The sequence below is a fragment of the Photobacterium alginatilyticum genome (genome assembly GCF_009910675.1).
GTDB classification, from domain to species: domain Bacteria; phylum Pseudomonadota; class Gammaproteobacteria; order Enterobacterales; family Vibrionaceae; genus Photobacterium; species Photobacterium alginatilyticum.
Window position 1 is genome coordinate 400,231 of sequence record NZ_RSEJ01000001.1, and the last position, 14,860, is coordinate 415,090.

At 45.1% G+C, this 14,860-nt stretch carries 12 protein-coding genes; 11 read left to right on the top strand and 1 reads right to left on the bottom strand.

All coding sequences use genetic code 11. The features are described 5' to 3' along the window. Positions 1 to 124 precede the first annotated feature (124 nt). From EIZ48_RS01660 to EIZ48_RS01710, 11 genes are all read left to right on the top strand, one after another. Positions 125 to 1,762, top strand: coding sequence for a GMC family oxidoreductase (locus EIZ48_RS01660; protein ID WP_160648382.1), 1,638 nt, complete (start codon positions 125 to 127; stop codon positions 1,760 to 1,762). Between the two features lie 271 nt (positions 1,763 to 2,033). Further along, entirely contained in the window at positions 2,034 to 3,128 is a 1,095-nt protein-coding gene (locus EIZ48_RS01665; RefSeq protein ID WP_160648383.1) for a PGAP1-like alpha/beta domain-containing protein, read from the top strand. A 146-nt stretch (positions 3,129 to 3,274) separates the two neighbouring features. Further along, on the top strand, positions 3,275 to 4,060 hold the full coding sequence (locus tag EIZ48_RS01670) for a metalloregulator ArsR/SmtB family transcription factor (RefSeq protein WP_338046889.1): 786 nt from the start codon (positions 3,275 to 3,277) through the stop codon (positions 4,058 to 4,060). Between the two features lie 33 nt (positions 4,061 to 4,093). After that, positions 4,094 to 4,588 (top strand): cyclin-dependent kinase inhibitor 3 family protein, encoded by a 495-nt coding sequence (locus tag EIZ48_RS01675; RefSeq protein WP_160648385.1) that lies wholly within the window; start codon positions 4,094 to 4,096, stop codon positions 4,586 to 4,588. Between the two features lie 279 nt (positions 4,589 to 4,867). Continuing rightward, positions 4,868 to 5,869, top strand: a complete 1,002-nt coding sequence (locus EIZ48_RS01680; RefSeq protein ID WP_160648386.1) for an ArsJ-associated glyceraldehyde-3-phosphate dehydrogenase — start codon at positions 4,868 to 4,870, stop codon at positions 5,867 to 5,869. Positions 5,870 to 5,921: 52 nt separating this feature from the next. Further along, on the top strand, positions 5,922 to 7,154 hold the full coding sequence (gene arsJ / locus EIZ48_RS01685; protein WP_160648387.1) for an organoarsenical effux MFS transporter ArsJ: 1,233 nt from the start codon (positions 5,922 to 5,924) through the stop codon (positions 7,152 to 7,154). A gap of 251 nt (positions 7,155 to 7,405) precedes the next feature. Further along, positions 7,406 to 10,330 carry a sensor domain-containing protein gene (locus tag EIZ48_RS01690; RefSeq protein WP_160648388.1) on the top strand — a complete coding sequence of 975 codons (2,925 nt, stop codon included), beginning with the start codon at positions 7,406 to 7,408 and terminating at the stop codon, positions 10,328 to 10,330. 68 nt (positions 10,331 to 10,398) lie between these two features. Beyond that, the gene (locus tag EIZ48_RS01695) at positions 10,399 to 11,085 is read left to right on the top strand and encodes an HAD family hydrolase (RefSeq protein ID WP_160648389.1); all 687 of its coding nucleotides are present in this window, start codon (positions 10,399 to 10,401) and stop codon (positions 11,083 to 11,085) included. 50 nt (positions 11,086 to 11,135) lie between these two features. Beyond that, positions 11,136 to 11,402 (top strand): hypothetical protein, encoded by a 267-nt coding sequence (locus tag EIZ48_RS01700; RefSeq protein ID WP_160648390.1) that lies wholly within the window; start codon positions 11,136 to 11,138, stop codon positions 11,400 to 11,402. Positions 11,403 to 11,917: 515 nt separating this feature from the next. Next, positions 11,918 to 13,033 (top strand): alanine dehydrogenase, encoded by a 1,116-nt coding sequence (ald, locus tag EIZ48_RS01705; RefSeq protein ID WP_160648391.1) that lies wholly within the window; start codon positions 11,918 to 11,920, stop codon positions 13,031 to 13,033. Positions 13,034 to 13,280: 247 nt separating this feature from the next. Beyond that, the gene (locus EIZ48_RS01710) at positions 13,281 to 13,847 is read left to right on the top strand and encodes a class I SAM-dependent methyltransferase (protein ID WP_160648392.1); all 567 of its coding nucleotides are present in this window, start codon (positions 13,281 to 13,283) and stop codon (positions 13,845 to 13,847) included. Between the two features lie 189 nt (positions 13,848 to 14,036). Here EIZ48_RS01710 and EIZ48_RS01715 read toward each other — a convergent pair whose 3' ends face one another. Then, positions 14,037 to 14,684 (bottom strand): murein L,D-transpeptidase catalytic domain family protein, encoded by a 648-nt coding sequence (locus EIZ48_RS01715; protein WP_160648393.1) that lies wholly within the window; start codon positions 14,682 to 14,684, stop codon positions 14,037 to 14,039. Positions 14,685 to 14,860: the final 176 nt, after the last annotated feature.

Sequence of the window (14,860 nt, forward strand, 5' to 3'; positions counted from 1 at the left end):
TAAGGAAATAAATCAAAAACAGTTAAATTAATCTATGATTGAAGGTGTGAGAAATAATCAATATCAATGACTGGTTTTTTATAGATTGGCTGGCAAATCATCGCGATTAACTTGAGAGGGTATTATGTATGATTTCATAATTGTGGGGGCAGGGTCAGCAGGGTGTGTACTTGCTAATAGGTTGTCTTCAGATCCGTCAATAAAGGTTTGCCTGGTTGAAGCCGGACCAAAAGATTCAAGTGTTATGGTCCATGTGCCACTTGGCATCATTGGCATGATGCATTCTAAGAAAATGAACTGGCGCTACTACACCGAAGAGGAATCAAACCTTAACAACAGGCAGCTATTCTGGCCGCGTGGAAAAACCCTTGGTGGTAGCAGCGCTTCAAACGCGATGTGTTATATACGTGGACACGCCTGTGACTACGATGAATGGGCCTCGTTGGGCAATGAAGGATGGGGCTACAAGGAGGTATTGCCTTACTTTAAGAAGTCCCAACACCAGGAGCGGGGTGGAGATACCTACCATGGCTCACACGGGCCTTTGAATGTTTCTGATTTGAGGATAAAGAATCCGTTGTCGGAGGCGTTTATCAAGGCAGCCAAACAGGCTGGGCATCGATATACCGAGGACTTTAACGGCGCTGAACAGGAAGGGGTTGGTTACTATCAGGTGACTCAGAAAAACGGCCAGCGCTGCAGTACTGCGGTAGGTTATCTGCGTCCGGCGGAAGAAAGAGATAACCTAACTGTAATCACAGAGGCTTTGACAACAAGAGTACTGTTTGAGGGAACCAAAGCGACTGGAATTGAATACCTTAAAGAGGGCCAGACACATACGCTTCATTGCAGCAAAGAGGTGTTGCTCAGTGGCGGGGCGATTAATAGCCCGCAACTGTTACTGCTTTCGGGAGTGGGAAACAAAAATCAATTAGATCAACATGATATTCCAGTTGTGTGCGACCTGCCCGGTGTAGGCGAGAATATGCAGGATCACCTTGATGTACTTGCGGTTACCCGTGAAAAAACCTTCCACTCTGTCGGGTTTTCACCAGTTGCTCTAATGCGTTCGATAAAAGGCCTCTTTGATTATATCTTGTTTAGGAAAGGAAATTTCACCAGTAATATCGCAGAGGCGGGGGGCTTTGTGAAGAGCTCTCCAGAGCAGGCGGTACCGGATGTACAGTTTCACTTCTCTCCCTGCTTTTTGGATAATCATGGCCTGAATCTGTGGCAGACGGTCAGACATGGGTATTCGTTGCATGCGTGTAATCTACGTCCGAAAAGCCGGGGAAAACTGGTACTCCGGGACAGTGATCCGGCAACGCCGCCAATCATCCAGGCGAACTATCTCGACAATGAAGAAGATATTGCTGTGATGATAAAAGGGATTAAGCTTTCTCGTGAGATCCTTAAACAGCCTGCCTTTGATCACTACCGAGGAGAAGAGGTGTTTCCTGGCAAAGAGGTTCAGACAGACGAGGAGCTTGAAGCCTTTATCCGCCGTAAAGCCGAGTCCATTTATCACCCTGTCGGTACATGTAAAATGGGGCTGGATAAAATGGCTGTTGTGGATCCCAGGTTAAAAGTCCGGGGCGTTTCGGGCTTGCGTGTGGTCGATGCTTCAATAATGCCGACATTAATTGGCGGTAATACTAATGCACCAACAATAATGATTGCTGAGAAAGCGGCGGATATGATCTTGGACGATTATATAAAAAAGTCTCTCAATGAAGAGCTGATAGCCGCCGAGGTTTTATAATTATTTATCATCATGATTTCAGGCTGTAAATATATAGCCTGAAATTATTTTTATTTAAATTGATAATTAGAGTGATTTTTCTAATTTTTATTGTCATACTTGTTTTGCAGTTTTCTATGATTCTATTTTGAACCCCTCATATTATATTCAACTTCTGACAACCACTCTCTTCAATATTTAAAAATAAGCCCCTTCTTCTTGAGAAGTGCTTGATTTCATTATTCAGCTAATCAATGATGGTTAGTAAATGTGGCTTAACAAAGGTTGAAGTATGATTTCTAGGAATAACCTAAGTCAGAAGTTTCAGGTGCTGATGGATGAGCTATCGTCAAAAGTGTCTGAAAACAGAGTGGTGGCGAAGGAAAAGCTTGGCGACTTCATAGAGCATGGCCTCCCGCCCGTTCAAAGTGACGTAGTCATTGCCACATTAAATGGCATTCTCGGTGATTATCTGGTTCAGCGAGACAGCCGTCTGAAGCAGGAAATGGCTATCCGTGATCAGCGCCAGACTCTAAGCTTTGAAACTGACATATTGAGTCAGCAGCTTTCCGACTGTAGTGAGCGCATTGTATTGTGTGTACACGGCTGGTGTATGAATGATGTCCAGTGGAAGCGCAAGGATCACGATCACGGCCGAAGCTTGGCAAAATACGGATATACGCCGATTTATTTACGATATAACACCGGCCTGCATATCTCGACCAACGGCGAAGCATTCGCGTTAATGCTCGAACGACTTATTGCAGCCTGGCCGTGCCAGGTGAAGGAGCTGGTGATTATTGGTCATAGCATGGGCGGGCTGGTAACCCGCAGCGCGTGCTATTATGCCCAGCAACATGAGCTTGACTGGCTATCGACTCTTCGTACTTTCATTACCCTTGGCACCCCGCACAATGGTGCCCCCTTGGCGCAGCTGGCCTGCTGGATAGATGGCAGACTTGCTGATGCTCCATATTTGAAGACACTTAATAAGTTGTCTGAAATTCGTAGTAGCGGGACGAAAGACTTGAGCCAGGGATTCGTTCGCCATGTGGATTGGGAGAAGGCTGGGCAGGCCCCTCATTTACAGGGACGTCCGTTATTACCTGAGGGCGTTGTTTGTTGTGCTATTGCAAGTTGCCTCGGCCAGAATCTGAAAGATGAGAATAATCTCAAGTTGGGTGATGGGCTGGTGCCGGTTTCAAGTGCTTTGGGCGAATCGACAGCTAATCAGCAAGCGCTGAACTATCTTGATGAAAATAAGTGGGTAGGCGTTGGTATTAACCATCTGGACTTGTTAACGCACCCGCAGGTAACCGGAAAAGTTGAGCAGTGGGTATTGTCGAATAGCACAGATACTCGTGACGAACTCCCCCCTAGTAACTAACAGCAGCAGGCGCCCTATGCTGGGGCGCTGCACCGCTACCGCTGATACTTCCTTATGCTTCTTCCGTTTTAGATGTATCTATATATGGCTATTGTTATATATAGGTAATCGTATATACTGGCGGCGATTAAATTATTACAGAGATGATCATGAAGAAGAACATACTTTTTCTTTGTACTGGTAACTCTGCGCGTTCACAGCTGGCTGAGGCGCTGATGCGTCACATGGCAGGGGAGCAGTATCAGGTAATGAGTGCTGGTATGAAGCCGGAAGGCGTCGACCCGCGTGTCTATCAGGTGTTGGCTGAGCAAGGGGTATGTGCAGATAATCTGCAGAGTCTGTCTGCCAGTGATATTCATGATCAACATTTTGATATCGTGATTACCTTGTGCGACAAGGCCAGCAATGAGTGTGCCTTGTTTGCAGACTCAGATGCTCTCATTCACTGGGATTTTAAAGATCCTAAGCCTGTGGCGGGAGTTGACAGCTTCCGAGAAACCTTTGAAGGTCTAAGAGACAGGATCTCACTATTCCTCATGCTTAACGGCGAGGCTCAGGACAGTGTTGTTGGTCCGGTGGAGCTGTTCAAGATTATGAGCGACCCGCTTCGTCTGCGGATCCTGATGCTGATTGAGGACGAGCAGGCGCTCAGTGTTGGCGATCTGACCAAGGTACTGGATGTGAGTCAGCCGAAAGTGTCACGGCATCTTGCCTTATTGCGTGACGGCGGGGTACTTCAAGATCAGCGTGAAGGGTTGTGGATCTTCTATCGCCTGGCCGATCATCTTCCGGTGTGGATACGTCACACGCTATCAACAGTACGAAATGGTAACCCGGGTATGATCAATCAGGAAAAACTAAAATTGACTCAGATCACCGACAGGAAAAAGCCCGGATTTAGCCAAAAAGCCAACAACCAGGTTGGCGCCTGAATCACAAATTTGTTCAATTATTAGGAAAATACTATGTCTAACGCGCATCCATTTTGGACGTTACCGCTAGCGTGTGGTGCAAAATTGTTACTTACACCATGTCCAGGCACCAAAGAGGCCAATCTGAAAGAATCGTTGGTTCAGTTGAAAGATGCCGGGGCAACGGCGGTACTGACAGCATTGGAGCCAGGTGATCTACCGGGTGAAGGATTGACTCAGCTGGCAGAAGAGTGCAAAGCTCTGGGTCTGAAATGGTTCCATTTACCTATTGAAGATGACTGTGCACCTGGTGCTGAATTTGATGCTAACTGGCCTGAGGCCAACAAAGCGGCTCAATCTATGCTGGATGAGGGGGAGGCGTTAGTCATCCACTGTAAGGGTGGCTCTGGCAGAACGGGGCTGATTGCTGCCTGTATTATGCTGGACCGTGGTGTAGAGCTTGAAAGTGCGATTGAGAAGATCCAGGCACTGCGCCCGGGTGCGTTCACTCGCCAGGCACACATTGATTATATTCAGCAATATAAATAAATAGTCGACTAACGAGCTACAGTATCAATGAGCCTCACGTTTGTGGGGCTTTTTTGTTTTTTAATCAACACCTTATATACCATGTTGTCTTAGTAAGACCTTTGCATTTGTAATTCAGCACAGCCGCTGAGGTTTTGTTTCAAAAAGATCTAGCCAGATGAGCAAGAACTCGATACCATATCTGAAATTTCATATATATGGTTTTTCGGATGTTTTGTTCACCATATAGTCAGCTTTTTAACTATATTGCTTGTAGCACTATCAAAAAGGACAGTAACAATGGCAATTAAAGTGGGTATCAATGGTTTTGGTCGTATCGGTCGTCTGGCACTGCGTGCCGCTTATGACTGGGACGACGTTGAGTTTGTTCAGATTAATGATGTCGCTGGTGATGCCCATACACTGGGCCACTTGCTTGAGTTCGATTCGGTGCAAGGCCGTTGGCACCACGCAGTGAAAACCGACGGCGATACGATTGTTATCGGTGAGCACAGCATCCGTTGTACCAAAGAGCGCGATATTGATGCGGTTGATTGGTCTGGTTGTGATGTGGTTCTGGAAGCAACCGGCGTTCATCGCAAAACATCTTTCCTGCAGAAATACCTTGATCAGGGGGTAAAGCGTGTTGTCGTTTCTGCCCCGGTAAAAGAAGAAGGTGTGCTGAACGTGGTGGTAGGTGTTAACGATCACCTGTTTGATGCTGAGAAGCATCGCATTGTAACGGCTGCATCTTGTACCACAAACTGTATTGCGCCTGTGGTTAAGGTTATCCACGAAAAACTGGGTATTGAGCAGTCTTCATTCACTACGATTCATGATTTGACTAATACCCAGACCATCCTTGATGCCCCGCATAAAGATCTGCGCCGTGCCCGTGCATGTGGTATGAGCCTGATCCCGACGACAACGGGTTCAGCTACAGCGATTGTTGAAATTTTTCCTGAGCTAAAAGGCAAAATTAACGGCCATGCCGTGCGTGTGCCGCTGGCAAATGCATCGTTGACGGACATTATCTTTGACGTGAGCCGTGATACAACAGCTGAAGAAGTAAACACTCTGCTGAAAGAGGCGGCTGAAGGTGAATTGGCGGGAGTTCTTGGTTTTGAAGACCGTCCGCTGGTATCGATCGATTACAAAGGCGATCAGCGCTCAACCGTCGTCGATGCGTTGTCGACCATGGTTGTTAATGACCGTATGGTGAAAGTTTATGCCTGGTATGATAACGAGATGGGCTATGCCACACGTACCTCTGAACTGATCCGTAAAGTTGGTCTGGCATAAGAAGCTGTTGACCCGTTAGTTATATAGCCACACCGAAATAAGAGAACTGAGCATGTTAGCTGCTTTTTCAAATTTATCTAAAGATGTCCGTCAGTACATGTTAGTGACATTCAATTACTGGAATTTCACTGTCACGGATGGTGCTTTAAGAATGCTGGTGGTGCTGCATTTCCACCAGTTGGGATATACCCCATTGCAAATCGCATCCTTGTTCTTGTTCTATGAGTTTTTTGGTGTGGTAACCAATTTAATTGGCGGTTGGCTGGGGGCTAAACTCGGTCTGAACCGAACCATGAATATTGGCCTGGCAATGCAGGTGGCGGCGTTGTTAATGCTGGCTGTACCGTCCGTTTATCTGACCGTACCTTGGGTCATGTTGGCACAGGCACTATCGGGTATTGCTAAAGACCTGAATAAAATGAGTGCCAAAAGTGCCATCAAGACTTTGGTACCCGGAAATCAGCAGGGAGCACTGTATAAGTGGATAGCTATCCTGACAGGGTCAAAGAATGCCTTGAAAGGGGCCGGTTTCTTTGTCGGTGGTTTTCTATTGGCCACAATTGGCTTCAAAGGTGCCGTAATTGCAATGGCGGCAGTGCTGTTTGTGGTTTTGGTTATGAGCCTGACTTGGCTTGAGAAAGGTATGGGCAAAGCCAAGGCTAAGGTAAAATTCAGTCATATCTTTTCTAAGAGCAGCAGCATTAATATCTTGTCGGCCGCGCGGATGTTCCTGTTTGGTGCCCGGGATGTGTGGTTTGTTGTTGCTTTGCCAATTTATATGGGGCAGGTGTTTGGCTGGAATCATACCTTGGTTGGTGGCTTTTTGGCCCTTTGGGTCATTGGCTATGGATTTGTGCAGGGTTTCGCGCCGCGGATCACCGGGAAGGCTAGGGGAGTCGTTCCTGACGGTAAAGCTGCACTAGGCTGGGCCGGATTGCTATCGGTGATCACTGCGGCGGTAGCCTTTGGCGTTCAGACAGGTTGGCAGCCGGAGATCACCATTGTGGTCGGACTGCTTATCTTTGGCGCTGTTTTTGCCGTTAACTCATCGTTGCACTCATACTTAATCGTGAGCTACGCCAAAGATGACGGAGTTTCGCTGGATGTCGGCTTCTATTATATGGCCAATGCGATGGGGCGCTTGATTGGTACTATTCTGTCTGGTTGGATATATCAAACCTCCGGTCTTGCGGCTTGCTTATGGGTTTCTTTTGCGTTTCTTGTGATTACTACCCTGATATCAATACGCCTGCCTGCACACCCAAAAACTCAGGTTGTTAGTTAGTGGCAGCAATGATGCTTTCGCTTTCACTGATTGCGGTATAGTCAAAATCGGGCCATTCCCCATAGGAATGGCTCGAATGTCTTTGCTGTATATAGTGATGTTTATCAACATTTTTGGATAATCGCATAAGCAACTTGTAGAGTTTCCTTTAATAAAGGTAACCCATGTTGTAAAGTTTCAGGCGTTTCGCATATATAACCAGGCCATATTCCTGGAGTTGCATTATAGTTCAGAGTGTTACTAAACCAGTGATGAATAAAACAATCGAAAAATCGCTACAAAATTTGCATGGAAATCAGTTTTTTGACCAAATTACTCATCTCCTGTTTGAGCACCTTTCACCTAAGCATTGTTTTATTGGTTGCTTTGATGAATCACGCAAGTATGCGAAAACCCTTTCGTACCGTGAAGCCGGTAACCTAAAAGAGAACTTCACTTATCCGCTCGCAGGAACCCCCTGTCAAATCGTCAACGAAAAAAGTACTGCTTGTTACTACCCATCTGATGTGATTAACCAATTTCCTGATGATATCGCGCTGCAGGAATTAGGGGCTGAGGCCTATTTGGGAATACCTGTTTTTTCTCAAAGTGAGGAAGCCGTTGGCATTATTGTTTGTTTATTCGAAGAACGGTATGAACACACAGCGGAAGTACAAAGTTGGTGCGACGATCTTAGTTATCATCTTGGTGTCGAATTAAAGTATTCGGCCTTGTTATCCAAGCAAGAGAAGTTGCAGTGGGAGCTGGAAGAAGGCCAGCGAGTCGGTAAAGTCGGGAGCTGGTTCTGGGATTTAACATCAGATACGATTTCTTGGAGCCATGAGGTATACCGTATTTATGGTCTTGAGGATATGTCGATCACACCAACGATCGATTTATTATCAGAGTTTATACATCCCGAAGACCGAGACTGGGTGATTAGTACGCTTACTGGTTCAATAGAGTCAGAGTCGATTAGCTATAACCTTGTCCACAGAGCACAATTGGCTGATGGTACGATTAAGTATCTGCGCAAACGGGCTGATGTGACACGAGACAGCAAAGGCAAACCACTTCTCATGCGAGGCACGGTACATGACGTTACCGATGTCTATCAAATCTCAGCCAAACTGACCAAAACCTCCCACAAGCTGAATACGACGTTCAATTCAGTCGAAGAAGGAATTTGGGAGTATGACCTTGTTAGCGGTGAGTTTTTTACCTCGCCTAAGTTCTGGAGCATTCTTGAAAGAGAAAAGCCGGCTGACGGCAGTGATTTTTCTGAATGGTTGGACTGTATCCACCCGGAAGATCGCATTGAGGGGCTGAACTTTTTCCAGCGTTTTATCCAGCAAAACTTCACAAGTGTATTTCAGTTTGAGTTCCGTTTAAGCGACAGCCATTATGCCCAGCTTACTGATGGCAATGAGCGGTGGCTGAAGCTGAAAGGGAGCGTGATTGCAAAGGATGTAAAAGGCAACCCGATTCGGATTGCTGGTATTCAGCGAGACATAACCCATACTGTTGAGGCCAGACGGCAGCTGAGCCGGGCCCAGGTTGTCTTTGATAATACGTCTGAATGCATCCTGATCACCGACAAGAACAACAATATCATTTCTGTTAATCGCGCATTTGAAGAAACAACAGGCTACCGGGAAAAAGAGCTGTTGGGACTAACCCCTAGCGTATTATCCTCTGGCCTTCATGAGAACGAGTATTACCAGTCGCTCTGGTTTAGCCTGAATACCAAGGGACACTGGAAAGGGGAAGTGTGGAACAAGCGGAAAAACGGCGAAATTTATCCCGAAGAAATGTCAATTAATGTGATACGCGACAGTAACGATGAGATCATCAATTATGTCGCGGTATTTAGAGACATCAGTCATTGGAAGAAAGCTGAAGAGCAACTGACATTCTTTGCTTATTATGATCCCCTTACCGGTTTGGTTAACCGTCGCAGCTTTATTCACCGTGTCGAACAGCTGATTAACTCGATCCATAAGAACAGCCACGTATTCTCTTTGCTGTTTATTGATATGGATGACTTCAAGTCGATCAACGATTTGTATGGGCATGACTTTGGTGACCGGGTACTGACCCGTATTGCCGAGCGACTGAAGAAGATCTTTCATGAGAAAGACAATATATGCCGTTATGGTGGCGATGAATTCTGTATTTTGTTACCGGATATCTCGGCAGCTGATGCCAAGGAGCGAGCCCAGGATATTGTCACCGCGATTTCCAAGCCGCTGTATATTGAAGGGATCGAAATCAATACCACGGTCAGTATCGGTATATCGGCCTTTCCGGATAGTGGATTGACTCACCATGCCTTGCTCAAGAATGCCGACTATGCCATGTACAACATGAAGGGGCAGGGACGGAATGGTTTCTGTGAATATGATAGTGAGCTACAGTCGGAGTATATCCAAAAGCTCAAGTTGCGTGATCGCCTGAAAAAGGCCATTGCCGAAGAAGCACTGACGGTTCACTATCAGCCAATAGTGAATGCTCAAACTGGCGAGATAAATAAACTTGAGGCCTTAGTGCGCTGGTATGACGAAGTCGAAGGGCACATTTCGCCGGTAGAATTTATTCCCGTTGCTGAAAAGTACGGTCTGATTAAGCAGATTGGTGCTTTTGTCCTTCATCAGGCCTGCCGGGATCTAAAAAAACTGCATGAGGCTGGCTTTAGTCACTTGAGTATTTCAGTCAACCGTTCGGTGAAAGAGTTCATTAACAGTAGTGACGAGCCCCAGGTCTGGGAGGTGATTGAGCAATATGACTTGCCAGATAAATCGATTATCGTTGAAATCACAGAGTCCACGGCTTCCAAAGAAAGTAGTGATATCCAGAGTTTGCTGAGCTATTTCAAGCAGCGGGATATTCAGGTAGCGCTGGACGATTTTGGTACAGGCTACTCATCGTTGAGTGCAGTGGTTGAACTGCGTCCGGATATCATCAAGATAGACAGGGGGTTTATCAAAGAGCTTGGCTCAAGCCAAGATAGCCTGACATTGGTTTCTCTGATCATCGATCTTAGCCATAAGCTTGGTATCAAAGTGGTTGCCGAAGGTGTTGAAACAGAAGCGCAGCTAAAGATATTGCGAGAATTACAGTGCAAGTATGTCCAGGGCTTCTATTTCAGCAAGCCGGTCCCGCTGGATTTATGTATTGCCTTTCTGGCATCCCGCTAACTTGCGTAAATAGAGGGGAGTCCCTACTATAGCGCCTCTGAAGTTGTTGTTAGCTAGGATGAAAGTATATGCAGGCAATTTGTTTTGACTTTGATGGCACCTTGGTAGACTCGGAAGTTTTCCATGCCGATAACTGGTCAAATTATCTGGCAATAAACGGAATAGAAATGCCATCGGCACAGTTTCTCAGTGAGTTTGCCGGTGTTACCTGGGATAAAGTCGCCGCCGCATTACAAAACCGCTTTTCTTTAGAACTGTCTATTGAGCAGATGCTTGTTCAAATGGAACATCGGACACGTGATGCGCTCATGAAAGGAACGATCCCGGCCAAGACCGGTGTCGATAATATGCTTCGCCAGTTACATGGTCAGTTGCCTATGGCTGTTGTCACCGGAGCGCCAAGAGAGTATGTCGAAGGAATTTTGCACCACCATGGTTGGCTTGATCTGTTCGAGTATGTTTTTTGCGGTGAAGATGTCGACAATAACAAGCCTGAACCAGATATCTATCACCATGCATGTAACACATTGGGTTTTAGATCCTCACAGGTAATCGCAATCGAGGATAGTTTTACCGGTGTTCAATCGGCCTACTACGCTGGTTTGAAGGTTGTGTTGGTGAATACTGAGCCGCACGATTGGCATATCACGCCCGACTATTACTTCGAGACTATGACGCAGGCACATTCCGTTGTGGCAGACTTGATCCGCCGCCCTCGCGACGCTGCGGAAAAAAATGATGTTGTATACGCCTAATGCCCACGATTACGCGTATAGTATAGGAAGCGAAACAAACAGGTTTAATTATGGAAAATGATGAAATCATGACTGGCGATATGCTGGTTGAAACCGTTGAAAATCAGTTGGCAGAAGGTAATCCGATCAAGGTCAAAGAGACCTTGATGCGCTTGATGATGACTGGCACGCCACGCGAAGAGGCGATTCAGATGATTGCCTGTGCATTATCTGTCGAGGTTTTTGACGTGGCCAAAAATGAAGGTAGCTTTGATCTGAAGCGTTATAGTGAAAACTTGAATGCGTTACCGGAAATGCCTTGGGAGTTTGAAGGCTGAATAACTGTTCTTCATAATATTTTATAAAAGCCGCTTTAGCGGCTTTTTTTATACCTGGAAAACTGTGCACTGCTACACGAAAATATCACTTATTTGTTTATTTTTTGTGATCGTGTGTTGTGTTTTGATCTGATGCGTGCGTTTTTTTACATGTGCATATTTTGTCTAAAAAAAGCCCAGATTCTGAATTTTATGCTTTATTGTAGATGATAAAACGCTGAATATAGCTGCTTTTTGCACGCAATTTCATATTTATAGGCAGGTATTATCACTGCTTGTTCTTTTCTATTTGGCGCAAATGACTGGATGTTTGCAAAAAGCTGGTTTACTGGTCTAATTTCACTCGTAAATACAAACAAATGTTGTGTGAGCTAAGTCAAAAACAGATTATTGTGCCACAGCAGAACAAAATTCTAGATTCATTTGTTGTAAATAGGTTAAAAAACGGACGCACATTCCAAGAGTTTTTCATTATTGTGTATATAACTTTTAAACAAGGCAGCAAGGATACAAAGATGATTATTGGTGTACCTAAGGAAATTAAAGTTCATGAGTACCGTGTAGGTATGGTTCCAGCTTCAGTGAGCGAAGCGGTAGCACATGGTCATACTGTGTATGTTGAAACACAGGCAGGTACAGGTATCGGTTTCAGTGATCAAGATTTCATTGATGCCGGTGCTCAAATTCTTCCAACTGCGGAAGCTGTTTTTGCCGAATCAGAAATGATTGTCAAAGTTAAGGAGCCGCAAGCTGTAGAGCGTGCAATGCTTCGCGAAGGTCAAATTCTGTTTACTTACCTTCACCTTGCCCCGGATCCAGAGCAGACAACTGATCTTGTGAACAGCAAAGCAGTATGTATTGCTTATGAAACGGTGACTGATGACAAAGGTCGTCTGCCTCTGCTGGCGCCAATGTCTGAAGTTGCAGGTCGTATGTCAATCCAGGCTGGTGCATTTGCGTTAGAGAAATCTAAAGGTGGCCGCGGCATGCTTCTAGCGGGCGTACCGGGTGTAGAGCCAGCTAAAGTTGTTGTCATTGGTGGCGGTGTTGTTGGTGCTAATGCGGCGCAAATGGCTGTTGGCCTGCGTGCAAACGTTGTTGTGCTTGACCGTAACATTGACGTTCTACGTAACCTGGATGTGCAGTTCGGTGGCACAGTACAGTGCGTATACTCGACGAAAGATGCTATCGAAAAACACGTACTGGAAGCTGACCTTGTTGTTGGTGGTGTACTGGTTGCAGGTGCGGCTGCACCGAAACTGGTTACTGCTGAAATGATTAAGAAAATGAAGCCAGGTGCTGCGATTGTTGATGTTGCAATTGACCAGGGCGGCTGTGTAGAAACTTCTCACGCAACAACTCACAGTGACCCAACTTACATCGTCGATGATGTTGTTCACTACTGCGTTGCAAACATGCCGGGTGCCGTTGCTCGTACATCAACGTTCGCACTGAACAACGTAACACTGCCATACATCCTGAAACTAGCTGATAAAGGCTACAAAGCTGCGTTACAGGAAGATAAGCACCTAATGAACGGTCTAAACGTATACCGCGGCCAAATCACTTGTGATGAAGTTGCCGTTGCTCTTGACCTGCCATATGTACCAGCTGAAGAAGCTCTTGCTTAGTCGCCACTTCTTTAACTGACAATCTTCAAATCCCTGCTCAGGCAGGGATTTTTTTTGCCTCCCTTTTATATCATCCTGCCCGCAGTTGCTTTGGTGGTTTTCGTTATTGTGCAGACTCTGTTAATTCCTATGGCTATCCTGCAATACCGTCAACAGAACAGGAGGGACTTTCTGATCTTGTTACCGCACGGACTGTGTATATTGACTCACTGATAGATAAACACCGACATAGTGTGGTGCAGTTTGTATGTATGGCGTGGGTTTTGATACGCGATGCTACAACATATTTCAAGCCTCTGAGCTAGCCTGTTTTGAGCTGGACATGTTTAAGGTTCAGCAGCTTAAGATCGAGAGCCTGAAGAAAGCGGGTATCGATATCAGTTCGGTGACATTTGTACCAGTAGATTTTTCTGAGCTTGGGAGGTGCGAAAATCTCGAGGAAGCTGGGTATGATCCGAACAAAAAGACATTGTTTTTGTGGGAAGGTGTCACTTTGTATCTTGATGAACCATCGGTTCGACAAACGCTGAAGATGATGAAGCAATTTTCCGCTAAGGGAAGCGGCCTAGTTTGTGATATTTATGCTGAGCACTTTGTAAAGGGTGAATATGCTTTCGGCATGAAGCTCCTTCAATTTATTTTGGGAACTGACAAAGGGAGAAACAGCTTTGGATTGCACCTGGCTGCTGATGCAAAATTAACGTTATTTGATTTTATGACAAGCGAAGGTGCAGCAGTTCAAGAGACTTTTCTAATGGGCGAAAATACAGAAAAAGGTACATTCATGGCGGTGTTTGATGCGCTGTTGGAGTAATTCCAATAATTGCGTTGAATATTGTTGTATTTATTATGAGTGGGGTTTAACTATAAAATGTATTAATGAATCCACACTTAAACTAGTCTTAAGTGTTTGTTTTTAATTATTCATTCACTGGTTGTGATTGTATTGAAAGTAATTAAGTGGCTGTTAAATATATAGCAGCCACCTATTAGAGTGTTTTTATTAAGCGTGAGCGTAAATAACACTTCCGCCTTTAATCGTATCAATGATTTGTCGTGACAATCCTTTTGGTAGCGCAGGGCAGCCCCAGCTACGTCCTAAATATCCATGTCGCTGAATAAAGGATTCCGTCGCGTAGTCAGCACCATGGACGACAATATAACGCCTGCGCGCATTGTCGTTAACACCGTGTGTCATGCCATCAAGTTTTAACGAGTATCCGTTCCCACCGTAGTAGGTGGTGTCTGTTAGGAAGGTTCCCAAAGACGTTTGTCGAGAATTTACAATGTTTGAAAAACGTGTTGCTTCACGACCACCACTATTCACACCGTGTGATACGTATGTGTGGTAGACGAGCTTGTTCCTTTTCAGGTCAATAACAAAGAAGCGTTTCTCAGTAGAAGGCTTGCTGTAATCAATAATAGTCAGTAACTGTTTCTTTCTTCCCTTAGTATTATAGTAAGCATTATAGCCCTCTTTAAATACTTGAAAATCAATAACTCCCTTTAAATTTGCTTCTTTATATACGTGCTTGATGACGACATCAGGACTATTAACATTACTATATGAGTTGCTGTGAGTACTACTGGCAGATACTTGCAGCGGCAAATAGCAAAAAACCAAGATGAACAGGTAAATCGCCTTCTTCATTGTTCTTATTAAACACTCTATTGTTTGATTTATGACTAAGATGGCGAGACTTTACCATAAAATAATAAAAAGTTTAGACTTGAATGATTGCTGTACCAGTGTGCTGATGCGCAAAAAAATCCGGTTTAATTGATGCGTGAAGTGATGTTTGTTTTTAAATACATTACGTTAAAATG

Coding starts and splice junctions, on each gene's coding strand:
- EIZ48_RS01665 (WP_160648383.1), top strand. CDS start 2,034: ATGATTTCTAGGAATAACCTAAGTCAGAAGTTTCAGGTGCTGATGGAT.
- EIZ48_RS01690 (WP_160648388.1), top strand. CDS start 7,406: ATGAATAAAACAATCGAAAAATCGCTACAAAATTTGCATGGAAATCAG.
- EIZ48_RS01710 (WP_160648392.1), top strand. CDS start 13,281: ATGTATGGCGTGGGTTTTGATACGCGATGCTACAACATATTTCAAGCC.
- EIZ48_RS01695 (WP_160648389.1), top strand. CDS start 10,399: ATGCAGGCAATTTGTTTTGACTTTGATGGCACCTTGGTAGACTCGGAA.
- EIZ48_RS01675 (WP_160648385.1), top strand. CDS start 4,094: ATGTCTAACGCGCATCCATTTTGGACGTTACCGCTAGCGTGTGGTGCA.
- EIZ48_RS01680 (WP_160648386.1), top strand. CDS start 4,868: ATGGCAATTAAAGTGGGTATCAATGGTTTTGGTCGTATCGGTCGTCTG.
- EIZ48_RS01700 (WP_160648390.1), top strand. CDS start 11,136: ATGGAAAATGATGAAATCATGACTGGCGATATGCTGGTTGAAACCGTT.
- arsJ (WP_160648387.1), top strand. CDS start 5,922: ATGTTAGCTGCTTTTTCAAATTTATCTAAAGATGTCCGTCAGTACATG.
- ald (WP_160648391.1), top strand. CDS start 11,918: ATGATTATTGGTGTACCTAAGGAAATTAAAGTTCATGAGTACCGTGTA.
- EIZ48_RS01715 (WP_160648393.1), bottom strand. CDS start 14,684: ATGAAGAAGGCGATTTACCTGTTCATCTTGGTTTTTTGCTATTTGCCG.
- EIZ48_RS01660 (WP_160648382.1), top strand. CDS start 125: ATGTATGATTTCATAATTGTGGGGGCAGGGTCAGCAGGGTGTGTACTT.